Origin of the sequence: Ewingella sp. CoE-038-23 (genome assembly GCF_040419245.1) — a bacterium.
Lineage (GTDB): Bacteria > Pseudomonadota > Gammaproteobacteria > Enterobacterales > Enterobacteriaceae > Ewingella > Ewingella allii.
Genome location: NZ_JAZHOH010000001.1, coordinates 340,743 through 356,387 on the forward strand (window position 1 = coordinate 340,743; position 15,645 = coordinate 356,387).

Consider the following 15,645-nt stretch of genomic DNA (forward strand, 5'->3'; position numbering starts at 1 on the left):
TTAATCGTCCTGGTGAGGGAACAGCGTGTTATCAATCAGGTCACAGAGGCAGTTCACTGTGAGCATATGCATTTCCTGAATACGTGCGCTGCGATGGGACGGAATACGGATCTCAACATCGTGAGGCCCTAATAGACCGGCCAACTCACCGCCGTCATACCCTGTCAGTGCGACGATGGTCATGTCGCGGGTCACTGCTGCTTCAACCGCTTTGACAATATCACGGCTGTTACCGCGGGTGGAAATAGCCAGTAAAACGTCTCCAGCCTGCCCCAGCGCGCGAACCTGTTTGGCGTAGATTTCTTCATGCAGGCGATCGTTAGCGATAGCCGTCAGCACGATGTTATCCGCACATAGTGAGATTGCGGGTAAGCTTGGACGTTCAGTTTCAAAGCGATTAATCAGACTGGCTGAAAAATGCTGGGCATTCGCGGCGGAAGTACCATTACCGCAGCACAGTATCTTGTTACCGTTTAGCAGTGATTGCACCAGCGTCATTGCTGCGCGGGAAATCGCATCGGGCAGGGCTTCTGCGGCGGCAATCTGGGTTTGAATACTTTCAGTAAAGCAGGCTTTGATTCTATCCAGCACGTGATTTAGTCCAGTCAGTAAAATGTCGGCTGCGCTATGGCAGGCGTCAGTCTCAAAACAATCTTAATCCGCATTGAATGCATCACGCAGCCATTCTATCTGGCTACCCGTGATGGCTAAAACATCAAAACGGCAAGATGATGTGTCAAAGCTCGCATTTCTTCGTGCAAGCCAAAAAGAGGCGGCTTGTAATAAACGCCGCTGTTTTTGATGCGTCACGCTGGCCGCGGCTCCACCAAATAAGGCGTTGCGACGGTAGCGCACCTCAACAAACACGATGGTTTGCTGGTCGCGCATGATCAGGTCAATCTCACCCTGTCGGCAAGCCACGTTGGCCTCGACGAAAATTAACCCGGCTTTTTCGAGATAACGCCGGGCGAAGACTTCATAGTCTGCGCCACGTTCGCGCGTTGTCGCGTTTTTTCCTAACATCTATACATCCTTGTACTTAAAAAACGGGGTAAATCCGATACCCCGTTCACGCTTTCAGCTTTGTCTTAAACCTATGATTTAAGAAGAAACCGGCACCAGCGCGCCTTTACTGTACTGCAACCACGGCATTTTGCGATGGATCACGCAGTTTTGGTTCGCACTCAGCTGGCCGGTTTTGCCACTAATCTGGAAGCCTGGGATCTGGCGCATTTGTGAGAAGTGGTTTGCCAAGTCCCATGCGTCGATACCCATTGCGTAGAGGCGCACCAGCGAGTAGTCATTTTTGAACTGACCCGTAGCTTGCTGCATCAACGCCGGGTTGGTGCCCGCCAGCAGAGGAATATCGCTGAACTGCACGCCTTCCATCTCCAGACGGTAATCCGGGCCTGCGCCTGCCTGATAGCTGCGCGAACTGGCGTAGACAGCTGGCTTATTGCGGCCGCTGACAGCCAAATCAATCATCGGCTTAATCAGCGTCAGCTCGTCCTGCGTCGCCACGATATACACCGAATCTACATTACCCGATGCGCCGCCGCCGGTGGCCTGAGTGATCTGGTCATCGGTTGGTGGTGCCGGGATGGTGATGCCGCCAATGGTCACGCCCTGCGGCGCGGTCGCCGCCGCTTGCGCGCTGCTCGACACCGGCGTGCCGGTCAGACGAATGCCGCTGCGGATGGTGGATTTCAGTTCTGCATAAGAGCCAAGGCCCTGTTTCAGCACCGTTTGTCCACCCTGTTTCTGCCACTCATCGGCAAAAGCCTGAGCGATACGGTCGCCGAAGTTACCACGCGGCACCAACAGCAGCGGAGCCTGACGATGCTGTTGCCACATGTGGCGCGCGGCATCCTGAGCTTCGTCTTCCGGAGAGAGCGCAAAGTAACAGATATTCGGGCTGCTTTTCTCAGTTTCTGGCTGATTCAGCGCTAAAACGTTTAATGGCGTTTGATCTGCCGCCAAACCGTTGACCTGATCCTTCAGCAATGGGCCGACGACGATAGTCGCGCCATCTTGCTGAGCCTGCGCGAGCAAGGCTGGGATTGGTTGGGTGCTGGTGTCATACACTTTCACCTGAGCACTTGGGTTAGCCGACGTGGTTGGCTGTGGGGCAGCCGGAGCTGCTGCAGTAGTGGCTGCCTGCTGCTCTTGATCCGCGCCGTCCTGCTGGGCCGAAGGGCTAACGGCGGCATTCGGGTCAACTGGAGCTGAGGCCGGTGCCGCGTTTGGATCTGCTGCTGGCTGCTGCTGCGCCGCAGGCTGAGCAGAAGGTAATCCGTTCATCGCTGCGTTGAAGCCTTGCTGAATGGCATTGCCATACACCTGCGCCGCGCCGCTCATCGGCAGGAACAGGGCAATCTTCTCCGTAGAAGAAGGTTGGAAGTTCAGCACGCTGTTTAACTGAGTCGGCAGGCTCTTAGCCGCCGGGTTCACCGGATAGCGGCGCTGCCAGTCTTTAATACCGGCTTTCAGCAGGTCAGGGTCTTGCTTGTTGCTCTGCCAGACGCTGAGCAGGTCGAGCCAGCCTTGCAGGGTGTTTTCATTCGCATTGATGGTGATGTTGCTAACGTCCTGCGGCGTCATCTGAGTCAGCGCGGCCCAGGTGGCGTCAATGTTGTTCTGATGCGGTTTACCCTGTAACAGCGGCTCCTGAGCGATATAGGCACGCAGCAGGCCTAGGCTGGTGCGGCCTTGGCTGGCGTCGATTTGCGCTTGATAGAAACGCGCCTGCTGGTCGCTGTTGAGGTTGGAGGGATCGATTTTGCTCAGCGTGGTGGCCGCCGCTGGGTAATTCTGCTGGGCGACCTGCACTTCGGCGCTCACCAACTGCTGCTCTTGCGCCTGCACGGCGGTCAGGTTTTGCGGCAAATTGGCCAGCTGATCGGCTGCCTGAGGCACTTTGCCTTCGCGCAACAGGGCACGAACTGCAAGTAATTGCCAGTCAGCCTTGGTATCATCACCGCTTTGCTGGGCCTGCTGCAGATAATAGTCTGAGCTGCCCGTCGCCTTCGCCTGAACGGTTTCAGTCGGCGCTTGCGGTGCCTGGCTCGAACAACTGGCGAGAAGCATCGCCACGATAACGGCAGGGATCAAACGTCCCGTGCGGGTACGAAAAGTAGTTGAGGAAGGCATTCAGTTTCCAGTGATGTTTTTTTCAAGATGCTCAATATTAAATCGGCAATCCGGATGAAACAATGAATCAACACGATCAAGCAGATATTTCTGCATCAACGCTGTACATCGTACCGACACCAATCGGCAATTTAGGGGACATTACCCAGCGTGCATTGGCGGTGCTCAGCAGCGTAGATTTGATTGCGGCGGAGGATACCCGCCATACCGGATTACTGCTGCAACACTTCGCTATTAGCGCCAAAATGTACCCTTTACATGACCATAATGAGCAGCAAAAAGCCGAGCATTTATTAGCAAAATTGCAGAGTGGTCAAAGCATTGCGTTAGTTTCCGATGCCGGAACGCCGCTGATTAACGACCCCGGCTACCATCTGGTGCGTCGCTGCCGTGAAGCCGGTATTCGTGTGGTTCCTTTGCCGGGGGCCTGTGCGGCGATTGCGGCTCTGAGCGCCGCCGGTTTGCCTTCGGATAAATTCTGTTACGAGGGTTTTCTGCCTGCGAAAACAAAATCACGAAAAGATGCCCTTCAGGCACTGATTGAAGAGCCTCGCACCCTGATCTTCTACGAATCCACTCACCGCCTGCTCGACAGCCTGCAAGATATGGTGGAAGTGTGGGGGCCAGATCGCTATGTCGTGCTGGCGCGCGAAATCACAAAAACCTGGGAAAACATCCGTGGTGACGCCGTGGGCGCGCTGCTCGACTGGGTAAAAGAAGATGAAACCCGCAAACGTGGCGAAATGGTGCTGATTGTCGAAGGCCATAAAGTGGATACCGAGGCCTTACCGGCTGAGGCACTGCGCACGCTGGCGCTGCTACAAAAAGAGTTACCGCTGAAAAAGGCCGCCTCGCTGGCCGCCGAGATCCACGGCGTGAAGAAGAATGCGTTGTATAAATACGCACTCGACCAGCAAGAGGGTGACAAGTAGGCCATTTTGGCCTATCATCCGCGCCGGAGTTGACCAGACAGTCGCCGCTTCGTTGCCGTCCCTTTCGGGGGAGACAGATGAAGGGGAGGAAAGTCCGGGCTCCATAGGGCAGGGTGCCAGGTAACGCCTGGGAAGCGCGAGCTTACGACAAGTGCAACAGAGAGCAAACCGCCGATGGCCCACGCAAGTGGGATCAGGTAAGGGTGAAAGGGTGCGGTAAGAGCGCACCGCGCGGCTGGCAACAGTTCGTGGCATGGTAAACTCCACCCGGAGCAAGGCCAAATAGGGGTTCACATGGTACGGCCCGTACTGAACCCGGGTAGGCTGCTTGAGCCAGTGAGCGATTGCTGGCCTAGATGAATGACTGTCCACGACAGAACCCGGCTTAACGGTCAACTCCTCCAATACGAAAAGGCCCGTGTAACGCAAGTTACACGGGCCTTCTTCATTTATGGCGTTTGCGGTGAAGCTTATTGCGTCACACCGGCAGGTCGATCAGCAGGGCGCGCAGCGGGGTGCTGGCGGTCAGGCTGATTTCTGACTCACCTTGGATAAACGCGCCGTCGCCACACACCAGCTTCTGCTTATCCTGACTCTCTGCGCCCAGGGCGTCGATGCGGCCGTGAATCGATTGCAAATAGGCTCGCGTGCCGCGTATCGGTAGAGTAATGCTCTCGCCTTCGCCCAGCTCAATATGATGGATCCACACCTGCTGGCGCAGCTGTAGGCTGCCTTTCTCGCCATCGGGCGACGCCAGCAACAGGTGCGGCTGCTGGCCGACCTTAAGCTGCTGGATCAGCGGATTTTCATGCTGCGGGCAGGCGTCCAGCCACAGCTGCATGCGGGTCAGAGGCTGGGTTGAACTCAGGTTCAGCTCGCTGTAAGCAACGTTATTCTGGGTTGAAAGCAGCACGGCTTCGCCCTCGTTGACCCGAACGCTGTTGCCCTCGGCGTCGCGGTACTCCGCGCTGCCTTGCAGCACTAAATTCAGGATGTCGACGTGCGGGTAGGTGCGTGGCTGGAAGCTGGCACCCGGCGCCAGCACTTCCTGATTGAGAACGCGCAGTGACGCGTAGCCCATAAGTTTTGGGTCAAAATAGTGCCCAAATGAAAAGGTATAGCGCGCCTGAAGCCAACCAAAGTCAGCTGTGCCGCACTCTTTTGCAGTTCTGCTCTTAATCATTGCGGTCTGGCTCAGTTAAAAAAATTCCATACTTAAATGGTAAGCGTCTGGACGACTGATTGTTAGCCAGTTAATCTGGTCGGTATATTCAAATTTCCTGACAGAGAACCCCATGGCTAAGGATCGCGCACTCACACTTGAAGCACTCAGGGTCATGGATGCCATCGACCGGCGCGGCAGCTTTGCGGCGGCGGCAGACGAGCTAGGCCGCGTGCCTTCTGCATTGAGCTACACCATGCAGAAGTTGGAGGAAGAGCTGGACGTGGTGTTGTTTGACCGTTCAGGACATCGGACAAAATTCACCAACGTTGGCCGCATGCTGCTCGAACGCGGCCGCGTTTTGCTCGAAGCCGCTGATAAACTTACCGTAGATGCCGAAGCGCTGGCGCGCGGTTGGGAAACCCAAATCACCATCGTTTGTGAAGCGCTGGTTCCCGCTACCCAGCTGTTTCCGTTAATTGAAAAGCTGGCGCTGAAAGCCAACACGCAGGTTTCGCTGATAACCGAAGTGTTAGCCGGAGCTTGGGAGCGCCTTGAGCAGGGCCGCGCCGACATTGTTATCGCGCCGGATATGCACTTCCGTTCATCATCTGAAATCAACAGCCGCAAGCTCTACAAGCTGATGAGTGTCTATGTCGCCGCGCCGGATCACCCGATTCATCTCGAAGCCGAGCCGCTGTCGGAAGTCAGCCGCGTGAAGTATCGCGGCATCGCGGTGGCGGATACCGCCCGCGAGCGCCCGACTCTGACCGTGCAGCTGCTGGACAAACAGCAGCGTTTAACCGTCAGCACCATTGAAGAGAAGCGTCAGGCGCTGCTGGCCGGTTTGGGTGTCGCCACCATGCCTTATCCGATGGTGGAAAAAGATATCGAAGAGGGGCGTCTGCGGGTAGTGAGCGCGGAGTATAATCGCGAGGCGGAGATTATTATGGCGTGGCGTCGTGACAGCATGGGCGAAGCCAAGGCGTGGTTCCTGCGAGAAATCGCCAAGCTGCTCGGCACTCGCGACGCCAACTAAGCTTGCTCCCCCTCGCCAAAAGGGGAGCATGTAGCTTAGCTAAAACGCAGGTCGCGGCCGTGCTCGGCATCTAAGTCCTGCGCCGGGCCGGTGGAGATCACCCCGTGCGGATTGATGGTCGCGTGGCTGCGATAGTAGTGATTGCGGATGTGCGCGAAGTCCACGGTTTCAGCAATGCCCGGCATCTGGTAGATGTCGCGCAGGAAGCCGTAGAGGTTCGGGTAATCACTGATGCGATAACGGTCACACTTGAAGTGCGTGACGTAGACCGGATCGAAGCGTACCAGCGTGGTCCACAGGCGCAAATCGGCCTCGGTTAGCTGGTTGCCGGTCAGGTAGCGATGTTTCTCCAGCAGGGCTTCGGCTCGGTCCAGCCCTTCAAATACCCCTTTTACCGCCTCGTCATAGGCTTCCTGCGAGGTAGCAAAACCCGCTTTATAGACGCCGTTGTTAATTAGTGGATAGACCCACTCATTCACTTCATCAATGGCCGGGCGCAAATTTTCCGGGTAGTAATCCCCTGCGCGCGCGCCTTGGGCATCAAACGCGCTGTTGAACATGCGAATGATATCCGCTGACTCGTTGCTGACGATGGTTTGCAGCTTTTTGTCCCACAGGATAGGCACGGTGACGCGCCCGGTGTAGTCCTTCTGTGCCCGCAAATAGATTTCGTAGGCGAAGTTCAGGTGGTAAAGGTCGTCGCCGGTTGCGGCAGGGAAGTCGGTGGCGAAGGTCCAGCCATTCTCCAGCATCAGCGGATGCACCACGGAAACTGGAATCAGCTTATCCAAGCCTTTCAGGGCGCGCATAAGCAAGGTGCGGTGCGCCCAGGGACAGGCGAGGGAGACATAAAGGTGATAGCGATTCGGCTCGGCGGCGAATCCGCTTTTGCCGTGCGGACCTGCCTCGCCGTTGGGGGTCACCCAATTGCGAAATTGCGATTCAGTGCGTTTGAAATGGCCGCCGGTGGATTTGGTGTCATACCAAACGTCATGCCATTTGCCTTCGACGAGTTGTCCCATGATCTCTCCTTTCCCATCATCCTTCGTGCTGAATCTTGATGTACTGCATTGATGCAACGCGAATCATGCTGGGGAGATGTGCAGATAAGAAATAAAAAGGGCGAGGTGAATAATCACATCGCCCATCAGTCTATTGAGTATAGCGGCACATTCTTATGTGCGAACTGTTACCAGTTTTTCTTGATCAGGCGATCGATGCTGATTGCGCCCGGACCCGCTACGAACAGGGCGAAGAAGCCACCGGCGATAGACAGGTTTTTCATGAACATCATCTGGTTTACGGCAACAGCAAAATCAGTGTGGAAGATCAGTGCAGTCAGGATGGTGAAGATTGCAGTGATAAACGCTGTAGTACGGGTCAGGAAGCCGAACAGAATGGCCAAGCCGCCGCCGAACTCAAGCAAAATGGTCAGTGGCAGCAGGAAAGATGGCACACCCATTGAGCTCATGTAAGCACCGGTTCCTGCGTAGTTGGTGATCTTGCCCCAGCCCGCAGTGATGAACAGAATCGGCATTAAGATACGAGCGATAAGCAGGACGGTATTGTTAACTTTGGTCATTTTCGACTCCGAAAAATGTTGCCCAAATTGGGCGACAATAATATTAACGGCACGTTCGGGTATTATCCCCAACCGTTACCGCGTCTGGTTGATGATGGGATAGTAAGGGGAAAGTTGAACAGTTGTTAGCAAGTAAAACTGTCTATTATTATCAAATAAATTGAACAGCGCGGCGGGAACTTAAAGAAACGGGCCAGTCGGAGAAATTCCGGACTGGCCCGTGGGGGAGCGCGTTGCGCGTTGATTAAAAATGAATTAGTCGACTTTAATCAATAAATTAGCGCTACGGCTTTATAAAGTTACGGCGGAAAAGCTGCACGGTGCCCCAGATACCAAAGGCGCGACGCGACCAGCGAACCACTTTACTTGGATGTCGGATGCCGTAAATCGCCAGAACGCTGGAACCCAGCACCAGGTATTTACGCATATCAATAAACTTCACCCAGCCGCGATCTACTTTTGCGGTTGCTTCGAGCCATTCTAGGCGGCCCGCAGACAACTCAGCGCGTTGACGCTCGATTTTACGCAGCAGTTTTACTTTCTCGATAACGCGGTCAGGTGTGCTCATTGGTCATCCTTTTCCAGCAATGAACGGTCAATATCCAGCTGTTTACGCGTCATGCTCAACAAAGTTGAACGTTTCGCTTTCGACAGCGTCCAGAGACCTAATACCACCGCCAGAAACAGTAAAACGCCGGTGGTGGTGCCCATTGCAACAAGTCGATAAGCCGGGTCGATTGCCCAGAACAGCACAACCAATAGGCTCATTAAACCGAAAGCGGTAAAGATGAGGGTGATGCCCGCCATCAGCAAGAGTTGGAAAATATTGGCCTTTTCCTCTTCCAGCTCAATGACGGCCAGTCTGACACGCGTTTCAACCATGCCAACCAAAACGGTGACAATGCGTTGCGCCGTATCAAGTATCCCTTTGCCCGGTCCTTGTGGCGGAGTCTTTATCGGTTCAGCCATAATTAACGGCGTGCTAGCAGAACGCCAATAACTACGCCGACGGCAGCACCAATACCAACGCCAGTCCAAGGTTTGTCATGCACGTAATCATCAGCACGACCTGCGATTTCTTTCGAATGATGGGCCAGCTTATCGCCAGTATCACTCAGGCGAGAGCGGGTGTCTTTCAGCAGGCTTTCTGCCTTGCCGCGCAGCTTATCTAACTCTGCTTTTGGCTTATCGGTGGAAGTTTGAAGAACTTCTTCCAAGGTATCAGCCAACGATTTAAGTTCCGCGCGCAGATTTTCTGAGGTGGTGTTCTTAGCCATGTTTGTATCACTCCATACGTTAACTGATGCGAACTTTTAACATAGCGGATATCTGGGTTATCGCAACTTAGGCACCTGATTTAAGGACTAAAGCCCCCGATTTAAGGTTAAGCCTGAGTCAGATAACGCCATTTCACCGCTATGAACGGGGAAAATCGGTCTGACAGGGCTAATTATTGGCCCTGTGCTTCTTTCAATTCAGATTGTGCTTCGTCCAGCTTCTGCTGTTTCTTCTCGATCTTTTTGCTGTCGCCCGTGGCTTGGGCTTCTTTCAGCTCTTGCTCACGTTCCTGAACTTTTTCTTTCTTTTCAGCAACATGTTTTTCGTATTCGGCTTTGAGACCAGAGTCCGTGCAGTGCGCTTGGTTTTCGCTCAAGGCTTTTTGCAGGCCAGCGATCTGGTCTTTATTGTTGTGCTGATGTGCGTAATCAAGTTGGGTCTTGATTTGCTGTTGTTTAGCGGCGCAAGTCTGTGGCTGCGAAGCAGCGAGAGATGCGGCAGAAAATGCGAAAAGCGGTATAGCGAACAGCGCGGATAAACGCAGATTCATGAGGGTGTCTTCCTTAGTCATTGTGAAACGCTGGTGCATTTCTTCCGTAGGTAAAGCACTGAAAAACGTCTTATCGAAATGGGTCGATAGAAAAAATGCGCCGTCTTGGCACAGATAATTTTTCAATACAGTGGGATTAAGTATAACAGCAGATAATAGATGCGCTTAGGGGAGGATTCCGAAAGCGCGAGAGGGTTAACCTAATTTGAGCTGGTCGCGGGTGATTTTATGCACCCAGAGCTGGGATTGTGGCGGATCGCAGCGTTGGATGGAGAAGCCCAGCGGTAAGATATCCATCAAGGCGTGTTCCGCCAGTTCGCGCTGCTCCAGTGAGTCCAGTTCGACGATCAGCCCGTCCTGCACCGGCGTGATGCTCTGAATGCGAATGCCGCGCTGGTTCAGGCTTTGGTAAACATAAAAGCCGTCGGGCAGCGCCACGCCGGCCCGCACTGGGCGAATCTGCAGGGCGTTAGTGTTCTGCGGCATGCGGGCGACGGCAAATCCAATCACAATCGCCACCAACACCAGCGTCAGCAAGGTGATAGGCCACAGGATTGAGCGTTTAATCGGTTTGATTTTCACGGTGCCTTATCGCCCTTATTCTGACGATCGGCCTGCTTTTTACGCCACAGCAGCAGCAATGAGCCGCCAAGGCCACCCACCAGCAGCACCACCGGCAACAGCATCAGGCAGTTCATCAGCTGATCTTCGTACTTCAGGAACAGCGGCGTCTTACCCAAGAAATAGCCGAGGGTGGTCAAAATTAAGATCCACAGCAGGCCGCTCATCCAATTGAAGAACTGGAAACGCGCGTTGCTCAGCCCGGACAGGCCCGCGATGGTCGGTAATAAGGTTCTGACGAAGGCCAGAAAGCGGCCCACCAGCAGTGCGGAAAGGCCGTGGCGGTGGAACAGGTTGTGCGCCCGCTCATGATACTGCACGGGGAGATGCGCCAGCCAGCCTTGCACTATTCGCGTATTGCCCAGCCACTTGCCCTGAATATAACTCAGCCAGCAGCCGAGGCTGGCGGCGGTGGTCAGCAGCACGATGGTAAGCGGGAAATTCATGGCGTCTTTGGCAATCAATACGCCGACTAAAATTAATAAGCTGTCGCCAGGCAGGAAGGCGGCGGGCAGCAGGCCGTTTTCGAGGAAGATAATCAAAAATAAAACGGTATATAACGTCCAGACCAGCGAAGGGTTGGCCAGAGTTTCATAATCTTGTTGCCATAAGGCATCGATAAGCGAACTAATGATTTCCATGTACTTTTGCGAAACTCCATCGTTTTCAGTTAACCCGCCTGAATCGACTACGGAGCAAGCATGCTCAACGCGAGACTTTCAGACCGAGAAGTACGCCTTTCCCTGGCGCTGCATTCGGGGCAAAAAGCCCAAAACGCCGTGAGTATTGATACATGCAGTATAGGAATTGATACAAAAGGCCGATTGATCACTGGCAATCAAATGCATCTTAAGTGCAAAAAAAACGTTGTAACCTTTATTTTCCTTAGTCTTTATGCGGGTATTTTGGACGATTCCTCGCATTAAGCGCATTTTATCGCTCGGCGCTTAGGTAATAAAAGTCGTCTAACTGTAACAAAACAACCACCTTTGAGACAGGTAAATATACCTGCTTGAGCGCATTGGTTTAAGTTCGCAACGCCATACGGGGCGCGCTTTTACACTGACTGACACAACTCGACAATGGCTGACAGGTAGAGGCTTATTTTTCTGACAAATGGGTAGGATTATTCAGAAGAAATTGATGAAAGCAGGTCGAGAAATCGGCCTGCTATAAGAGGCACTATTTGTTGTTTAGCGGAGTAGGGACATTGAGAGGTGGTGAATCGAGATGCACCACCGGGTTTTCTGAGTACATATAGCGATCAACGTTGAATTCAAAGTCATCGCTGGTGGCGCGGAACAGCATCTGCTTGGTGTTTTCCAGATGTTGCCACATCGCCAGCTTGGCGGCGTGCGGGTCGCGGCGGATCAGCGCCTTCAAAATTTTGTCGTGATCTTCACACCAGCCTTCGATCGACTTCTCATCAATATGTTCGTGCAGCTTGCGCCAGTAAGGGTTCTGCCGACGCTGGCTCCACATCTTCTCGACGATGGTCGCCATGGCGCTATTTTGGGTGGATTGCGCCACCTGAATGTGAAATTTCAAATCCCATTCTGAATCGCGAAAACGGTCTTCAAGCCGCGCCTGCTCTTGGATCTCCATCAGCCGGATAATGTCCTGCTTGGTGACCTGAGTCGCTGCAAACTCCGCGATATTGCTTTCAATCAGCTGGCGCGCCTGAAGCAGCTCAAAGGGGCCTGCAGCGCCGAAATCAAGGCCGGTACCGCCGCTGCCCGCCACCACCAGATGCTTCTGTTGGTTGGACATTACGTGAATGCCCGAGCCTTTACGCACCTCCACGTAGCCTTCTACTTCGAGCATGATGATGGCTTCGCGCACCACGGTGCGGCTGACATTCATCTCTTCCGAAATCAGACGTTCGGCGGGCAATTTCTCACCGACCGGATAAACGCCACCCTCAATACGCTCCTTGAGCGTCGCGGCCAGTTGTTGATAAAGACGTCTGGTTTCAGTGGGTTCCATGATTTTACTCTTCATCGCTCTGATAAATTGAATTGCGCGGGTCTAGCGTTCAAAACTTGTTATACCAGTATACGGGGAAGTGCAGGGCGTTGCACCGTGCAACTCAAGTGAAAACCGGCATGCCTGATTCAAGACATGCCGGTTGGCGCGAAGTTTAGACTTTCGCGGGTTGCAACGGCTGCGGAACAGGCTCTACCGCCGAGCGATTTTGCAATACGGTCCAGATAACTATCGCGCCGAGCAGGTCAAATACCGACAGCGCGGCAAACAGCGGGCTGAAGCCCAGGGTGTCTGCCAGCGCGCCTACTACTAAGGCGAACAGCGTGCTGGCGGTCCACGCGGCCATGCCGGTTAAACCATTGGCGGTCGCCACTTCGTTACGGCCAAACACGTCAGAGGAGAGGGTGATCAGCGCGCCGGACAGCGACTGGTGAGCAAAGCCGCCGACGCACAACAGGGCGATGGCCGCATAAGGGCTGGCGAACAGGCCAATCATCCCCGGCCCAATCATCAGCAGCGCGCCCATGGTCACCACCAGTTTGCGCGAGACAATCAGGTTCACTTTGAAGTATTTCTGGAACAAAGGTGGCAGATAGCCCCCCACGATGCAGCCCAAATCGGCGAACAGCATCGGCATCCACGCAAACATCGCAATATGCTTGAGGTCGAAGCCATAGGCTTTAAACATAAACAGTGGGATCCACGCGTTAAAGGTCCCCCAGGCCGGTTCTGCCAGAAAACGCGGCAGCGCGATGCCCCAGAACTGGCGATTACGCAGGATTTGCCACGCCGACATCTTCTTGCTGTTGGAGGTTTGATGCTGGGCTTCCTGACCACCCAGAATGTATTCACGCTCAGGCTCACTCAGCTTCTTCTGGTCTTTCGGATGCTTATAGAACACCAGCCAGCACACCGCCCACACCAGACTCAGCACGCCGGTGATGACGAACGCCATCTGCCAGCTGTGCATCACAATTGCCCACACCACCAGTGGCGGCGCAATCATGCCGCCGATGGAAGAACCGACGTTGAAATAGCCTACCGCAATGGAGCGCTCTTTGGCGGGGAACCACTCGCTGCTGGCTTTTAGCCCCGCCGGGATCATCGCCGCTTCTGCCATGCCTACCGCGCCACGGGCGATAGCCAAGCCGCCCCAACTGCTGGCCAGCGCCGTCGCCATACAAAACAGCGCCCACATAACGGCAAACATGGCGTAACCCACTTTGGTGCCCATCACGTCCAGCACGTAGCCCGCCACGGGCTGCATGATGGTGTAACAGGCTGAATAGGCAGCAATAATATAAGAATATTGTTGAGTGGTGATATGCAGTTGATCTTGTAATGTCGGTGCCGCTACGGCGATGGCATTACGTGTTAAATACCCCAGAACAGTACCGACGGTCACCAGTGCGATCATGTACCAGCGTAACCCTTTAATCTTACCCATTTCGTTCTCTCCAACCCAATGTAGTCGGCGATGGCTCGATACGGCCACGGCGCGAATAGCTCCGCCTGACGGCGGGCCTCGGCTTTATTGCTTCTTGGTTTTTTCTTTTGCCCAGCTAACGGTTCGCTAAAAAATGCCCAAACAACGGTGCCGTCGAGGTGGCAGGATCTCGACGGCACATTTGTTCGGGCAAAATTACGATAACTTGTCATACAGATTTAAAATTTGAATGACATCACAAAACCACATTTGAATAGTGTGGATAATGTGCGCTGGCTATATAAATTGATAAAATCCTTAAATATCAGACATATTAAAGATTTTTTATTATTTCTCAGTCTATTGGCGAGCCGGGTTTAGCAAGAAATAGCGCTGGACGATAGCTTAAATTGGTGTGATAACTTTGCATCAAGAGAGATAACTCAAATTAACATCAAGGTGAGGAACCCCAAGATGGCGCAGTTTTTAACTGAAGATTTCCTGCTCGATACCGAAGTCGCACGTCGCCTGTACCACGACTATGCGAAAGATCAGCCGATTTTTGACTATCACTGTCACCTGCCGCCGGAACAGATTGCGCAGGACTATCAGTTTAAAAACCTCTACGACATCTGGCTGAAGGGGGATCACTACAAGTGGCGCGCCATGCGCACCAACGGCATGGCCGAGCGCCTGTGCACCGGCGACGCCAGCGACCGCGAGAAGTTTGATGCTTGGGCCGCCACCGTGCCTCACACCCTCGGTAACCCGCTCTATATCTGGACTCACCTTGAGCTGCGCCGCCCGTTCGGCATTATTGGCAAGCTGCTGTCGCCGAAAACTGCCGATGAAATTTGGGAGCGCGGCAATGAGCTGCTGGCACAGAAGAGCTTCAGCGCGCGCGGCATCATGAAGCAGATGAATGTGAAAATGGTCGGCACCACCGATGACCCGATTGACTCGCTGGAACACCATAAAATCGTCGCCGAAGATGGCAATTTTGACGTCAAAGTGCTGCCGAGCTGGCGGCCAGACAAGGCGTTCAACATTGATGCCGCCGGCTTCAACGATTACATCAAGCGCCTTGAACAGACCTCAGACACCTCAATTTCGCGTTTTAGCGATGTCTGCGACGCGCTGAAAAAACGCATGAATCACTTCGCGGCGCACGGCTGCAAAGTGTCTGACCACGCGCTGGACGTGGTGGTATATGCCGAAGCTGACCAAGCCACGCTGGACGGCATTCTTTCCCGTCGCCTGAGCGGCAGCCTGCCGAGCAAAGAAGAGAGCGCGCAGTTTAAAACCGGCGTGTTGCTGTTCCTCGCTTCTGAATACCAGCGCCGCAACTGGGTGCAGCAGTACCACATCGGCGCGCTGCGTAATAACAACACCCGCATGTTTGAACTGCTGGGTGCCGACGTCGGCTTTGACTCTATTAATGACCAGCCACTGGCCGAGCCGCTGTCAAAACTGCTGGGCGCGCAGGGCATGAACGGCGGCCTGCCGAAAACCATTCTTTACTGCCTGAACCCGCGTGATAACGAAGTGCTGGCGACCATGGCGGTGAATTTCCAAGGCGACGGCATTCCGGGCAAAGTGCAGTTCGGCTCCGCGTGGTGGTTTAACGACCAAAAAGACGGCATGCAGCGCCAGATGATCCAGCTCGCCAACATGGGGCTGCTCAGCCGCTTCGTCGGCATGCTGACCGACAGCCGCAGCTTCCTATCGTATACGCGCCATGAATACTTCCGCCGCATCCTATGCCAGATGATGGGGCGCTGGGTGGAAGAGGGCGAAGCGCCGAATGACATCGCGCTGCTCGGTAACATGGTGAAAAACATCTGTTTCGACAACGCCAAAAGCTATTTCGCGATTGAGCTTAACTGAGAGTGACGCACAGCATGACTGACACGGCGACT

17 protein-coding genes and 1 other RNA gene are annotated in these 15,645 nt (G+C 54.1%); 4 read left to right on the top strand and 14 right to left on the bottom strand.

What is annotated here, in order from left to right:
- From diaA to V2154_RS01635, 3 genes are all read right to left on the bottom strand, one after another.
- Nucleotides 1–591, bottom strand: coding sequence for a DnaA initiator-associating protein DiaA (diaA, locus tag V2154_RS01625; RefSeq protein WP_034786756.1), 591 nt, complete (start codon nt 589–591; stop codon nt 1–3).
- A 63-nt stretch (nt 592–654) separates the two neighbouring features.
- Nucleotides 655–1,023: a YraN family protein gene (locus V2154_RS01630; protein WP_353500793.1), complete on the bottom strand. Its 369-nt coding sequence runs from the start codon at nt 1,021–1,023 to the stop codon at nt 655–657.
- Nucleotides 1,024–1,101: 78 nt separating this feature from the next.
- Nucleotides 1,102–3,150, bottom strand: coding sequence for a penicillin-binding protein activator (locus V2154_RS01635; RefSeq protein WP_353500794.1), 2,049 nt, complete (start codon nt 3,148–3,150; stop codon nt 1,102–1,104).
- Between the two features lie 62 nt (nt 3,151–3,212).
- On the opposite strand from V2154_RS01635, the gene rsmI reads away from it, so the two are divergent.
- Both rsmI and rnpB read left to right on the top strand, forming a co-directional pair.
- Nucleotides 3,213–4,082: a 16S rRNA (cytidine(1402)-2'-O)-methyltransferase gene (gene rsmI, locus V2154_RS01640; RefSeq protein ID WP_353500795.1), complete on the top strand. Its 870-nt coding sequence runs from the start codon at nt 3,213–3,215 to the stop codon at nt 4,080–4,082.
- Between the two features lie 25 nt (nt 4,083–4,107).
- An RNA gene (rnpB, locus tag V2154_RS01645) (RNase P RNA component class A) lies at nt 4,108–4,486 on the top strand.
- Nucleotides 4,487–4,560: 74 nt separating this feature from the next.
- Here the strand turns inward: rnpB and V2154_RS01650 are convergent.
- Nucleotides 4,561–5,265 carry a pirin family protein gene (locus tag V2154_RS01650; RefSeq protein ID WP_353500796.1) on the bottom strand — a complete coding sequence of 235 codons (705 nt, stop codon included), beginning with the start codon at nt 5,263–5,265 and terminating at the stop codon, nt 4,561–4,563.
- 112 nt (nt 5,266–5,377) lie between these two features.
- Between V2154_RS01650 and V2154_RS01655 the strand changes: the two genes are divergently transcribed.
- Nucleotides 5,378–6,283: a LysR family transcriptional regulator gene (locus V2154_RS01655; RefSeq protein ID WP_100938148.1), complete on the top strand. Its 906-nt coding sequence runs from the start codon at nt 5,378–5,380 to the stop codon at nt 6,281–6,283.
- A gap of 35 nt (nt 6,284–6,318) precedes the next feature.
- On the opposite strand, the gene V2154_RS01660 is transcribed toward V2154_RS01655, so the two are convergent.
- The 10 genes from V2154_RS01660 to V2154_RS01705 form a co-directional block, all read right to left on the bottom strand.
- Nucleotides 6,319–7,305: a glutathione S-transferase family protein gene (locus tag V2154_RS01660; RefSeq protein WP_353500797.1), complete on the bottom strand. Its 987-nt coding sequence runs from the start codon at nt 7,303–7,305 to the stop codon at nt 6,319–6,321.
- Between the two features lie 167 nt (nt 7,306–7,472).
- Complete coding sequence (locus tag V2154_RS01665) at nt 7,473–7,865, bottom strand: DoxX family protein (protein WP_034786772.1); 393 nt, start codon at nt 7,863–7,865, stop codon at nt 7,473–7,475.
- A 283-nt stretch (nt 7,866–8,148) separates the two neighbouring features.
- A complete protein-coding gene (locus V2154_RS01670) occupies nt 8,149–8,433 on the bottom strand; it encodes a YqjK-like family protein (protein WP_353500798.1) in 285 nt (94 codons plus the stop codon).
- On the bottom strand, nt 8,430–8,834 hold the full coding sequence (locus V2154_RS01675) for a phage holin family protein (RefSeq protein WP_034786781.1): 405 nt from the start codon (nt 8,832–8,834) through the stop codon (nt 8,430–8,432). The genes V2154_RS01670 and V2154_RS01675 overlap by 4 nt, the downstream gene beginning before the upstream one ends.
- A gap of 2 nt (nt 8,835–8,836) precedes the next feature.
- Nucleotides 8,837–9,142 carry an ElaB/YgaM/YqjD family protein gene (locus V2154_RS01680; protein ID WP_353500799.1) on the bottom strand — a complete coding sequence of 102 codons (306 nt, stop codon included), beginning with the start codon at nt 9,140–9,142 and terminating at the stop codon, nt 8,837–8,839.
- 173 nt (nt 9,143–9,315) lie between these two features.
- The gene (locus V2154_RS01685) at nt 9,316–9,693 is read right to left on the bottom strand and encodes a DUF1090 domain-containing protein (protein WP_353500800.1); all 378 of its coding nucleotides are present in this window, start codon (nt 9,691–9,693) and stop codon (nt 9,316–9,318) included.
- Nucleotides 9,694–9,888: 195 nt separating this feature from the next.
- Nucleotides 9,889–10,275, bottom strand: a complete 387-nt coding sequence (gene mzrA / locus V2154_RS01690; RefSeq protein WP_353500801.1) for an EnvZ/OmpR regulon moderator MzrA — start codon at nt 10,273–10,275, stop codon at nt 9,889–9,891.
- A complete protein-coding gene (locus tag V2154_RS01695) occupies nt 10,272–10,955 on the bottom strand; it encodes a DedA family protein (RefSeq protein ID WP_353500802.1) in 684 nt (227 codons plus the stop codon). Before V2154_RS01695 ends, mzrA begins: the two co-directional genes overlap by 4 nt.
- A gap of 541 nt (nt 10,956–11,496) precedes the next feature.
- Nucleotides 11,497–12,300 carry a transcriptional regulator ExuR gene (exuR, locus tag V2154_RS01700; RefSeq protein WP_353500803.1) on the bottom strand — a complete coding sequence of 268 codons (804 nt, stop codon included), beginning with the start codon at nt 12,298–12,300 and terminating at the stop codon, nt 11,497–11,499.
- Between the two features lie 154 nt (nt 12,301–12,454).
- Nucleotides 12,455–13,747, bottom strand: a complete 1,293-nt coding sequence (locus tag V2154_RS01705) for an MFS transporter (protein WP_353500804.1) — start codon at nt 13,745–13,747, stop codon at nt 12,455–12,457.
- A 453-nt stretch (nt 13,748–14,200) separates the two neighbouring features.
- Between V2154_RS01705 and uxaC the strand changes: the two genes are divergently transcribed.
- Entirely contained in the window at nt 14,201–15,613 is a 1,413-nt protein-coding gene (gene uxaC / locus V2154_RS01710; RefSeq protein WP_353500805.1) for a glucuronate isomerase, read from the top strand.
- Nucleotides 15,614–15,645 lie beyond the last annotated feature (32 nt).

What these genes read in the sequence shown, in the direction of transcription:
- V2154_RS01685 (WP_353500800.1), bottom strand. Translation starts at nt 9,693, where the DNA reads ATGAATCTGCGTTTATCCGCGCTGTTCGCTATACCGCTTTTCGCATTT.
- V2154_RS01635 (WP_353500794.1), bottom strand. Translation starts at nt 3,150, where the DNA reads ATGCCTTCCTCAACTACTTTTCGTACCCGCACGGGACGTTTGATCCCT.
- V2154_RS01670 (WP_353500798.1), bottom strand. Translation starts at nt 8,433, where the DNA reads ATGAGCACACCTGACCGCGTTATCGAGAAAGTAAAACTGCTGCGTAAA.
- V2154_RS01705 (WP_353500804.1), bottom strand. Translation starts at nt 13,747, where the DNA reads ATGGGTAAGATTAAAGGGTTACGCTGGTACATGATCGCACTGGTGACC.
- V2154_RS01650 (WP_353500796.1), bottom strand. Translation starts at nt 5,265, where the DNA reads ATGATTAAGAGCAGAACTGCAAAAGAGTGCGGCACAGCTGACTTTGGT.
- V2154_RS01630 (WP_353500793.1), bottom strand. Translation starts at nt 1,023, where the DNA reads ATGTTAGGAAAAAACGCGACAACGCGCGAACGTGGCGCAGACTATGAA.
- V2154_RS01665 (WP_034786772.1), bottom strand. Translation starts at nt 7,865, where the DNA reads ATGACCAAAGTTAACAATACCGTCCTGCTTATCGCTCGTATCTTAATG.
- V2154_RS01655 (WP_100938148.1), top strand. Translation starts at nt 5,378, where the DNA reads ATGGCTAAGGATCGCGCACTCACACTTGAAGCACTCAGGGTCATGGAT.
- V2154_RS01680 (WP_353500799.1), bottom strand. Translation starts at nt 9,142, where the DNA reads ATGGCTAAGAACACCACCTCAGAAAATCTGCGCGCGGAACTTAAATCG.
- uxaC (WP_353500805.1), top strand. Translation starts at nt 14,201, where the DNA reads ATGGCGCAGTTTTTAACTGAAGATTTCCTGCTCGATACCGAAGTCGCA.
- V2154_RS01695 (WP_353500802.1), bottom strand. Translation starts at nt 10,955, where the DNA reads ATGGAAATCATTAGTTCGCTTATCGATGCCTTATGGCAACAAGATTAT.
- exuR (WP_353500803.1), bottom strand. Translation starts at nt 12,300, where the DNA reads ATGGAACCCACTGAAACCAGACGTCTTTATCAACAACTGGCCGCGACG.
- rsmI (WP_353500795.1), top strand. Translation starts at nt 3,213, where the DNA reads ATGAATCAACACGATCAAGCAGATATTTCTGCATCAACGCTGTACATC.
- V2154_RS01660 (WP_353500797.1), bottom strand. Translation starts at nt 7,305, where the DNA reads ATGGGACAACTCGTCGAAGGCAAATGGCATGACGTTTGGTATGACACC.
- V2154_RS01675 (WP_034786781.1), bottom strand. Translation starts at nt 8,834, where the DNA reads ATGGCTGAACCGATAAAGACTCCGCCACAAGGACCGGGCAAAGGGATA.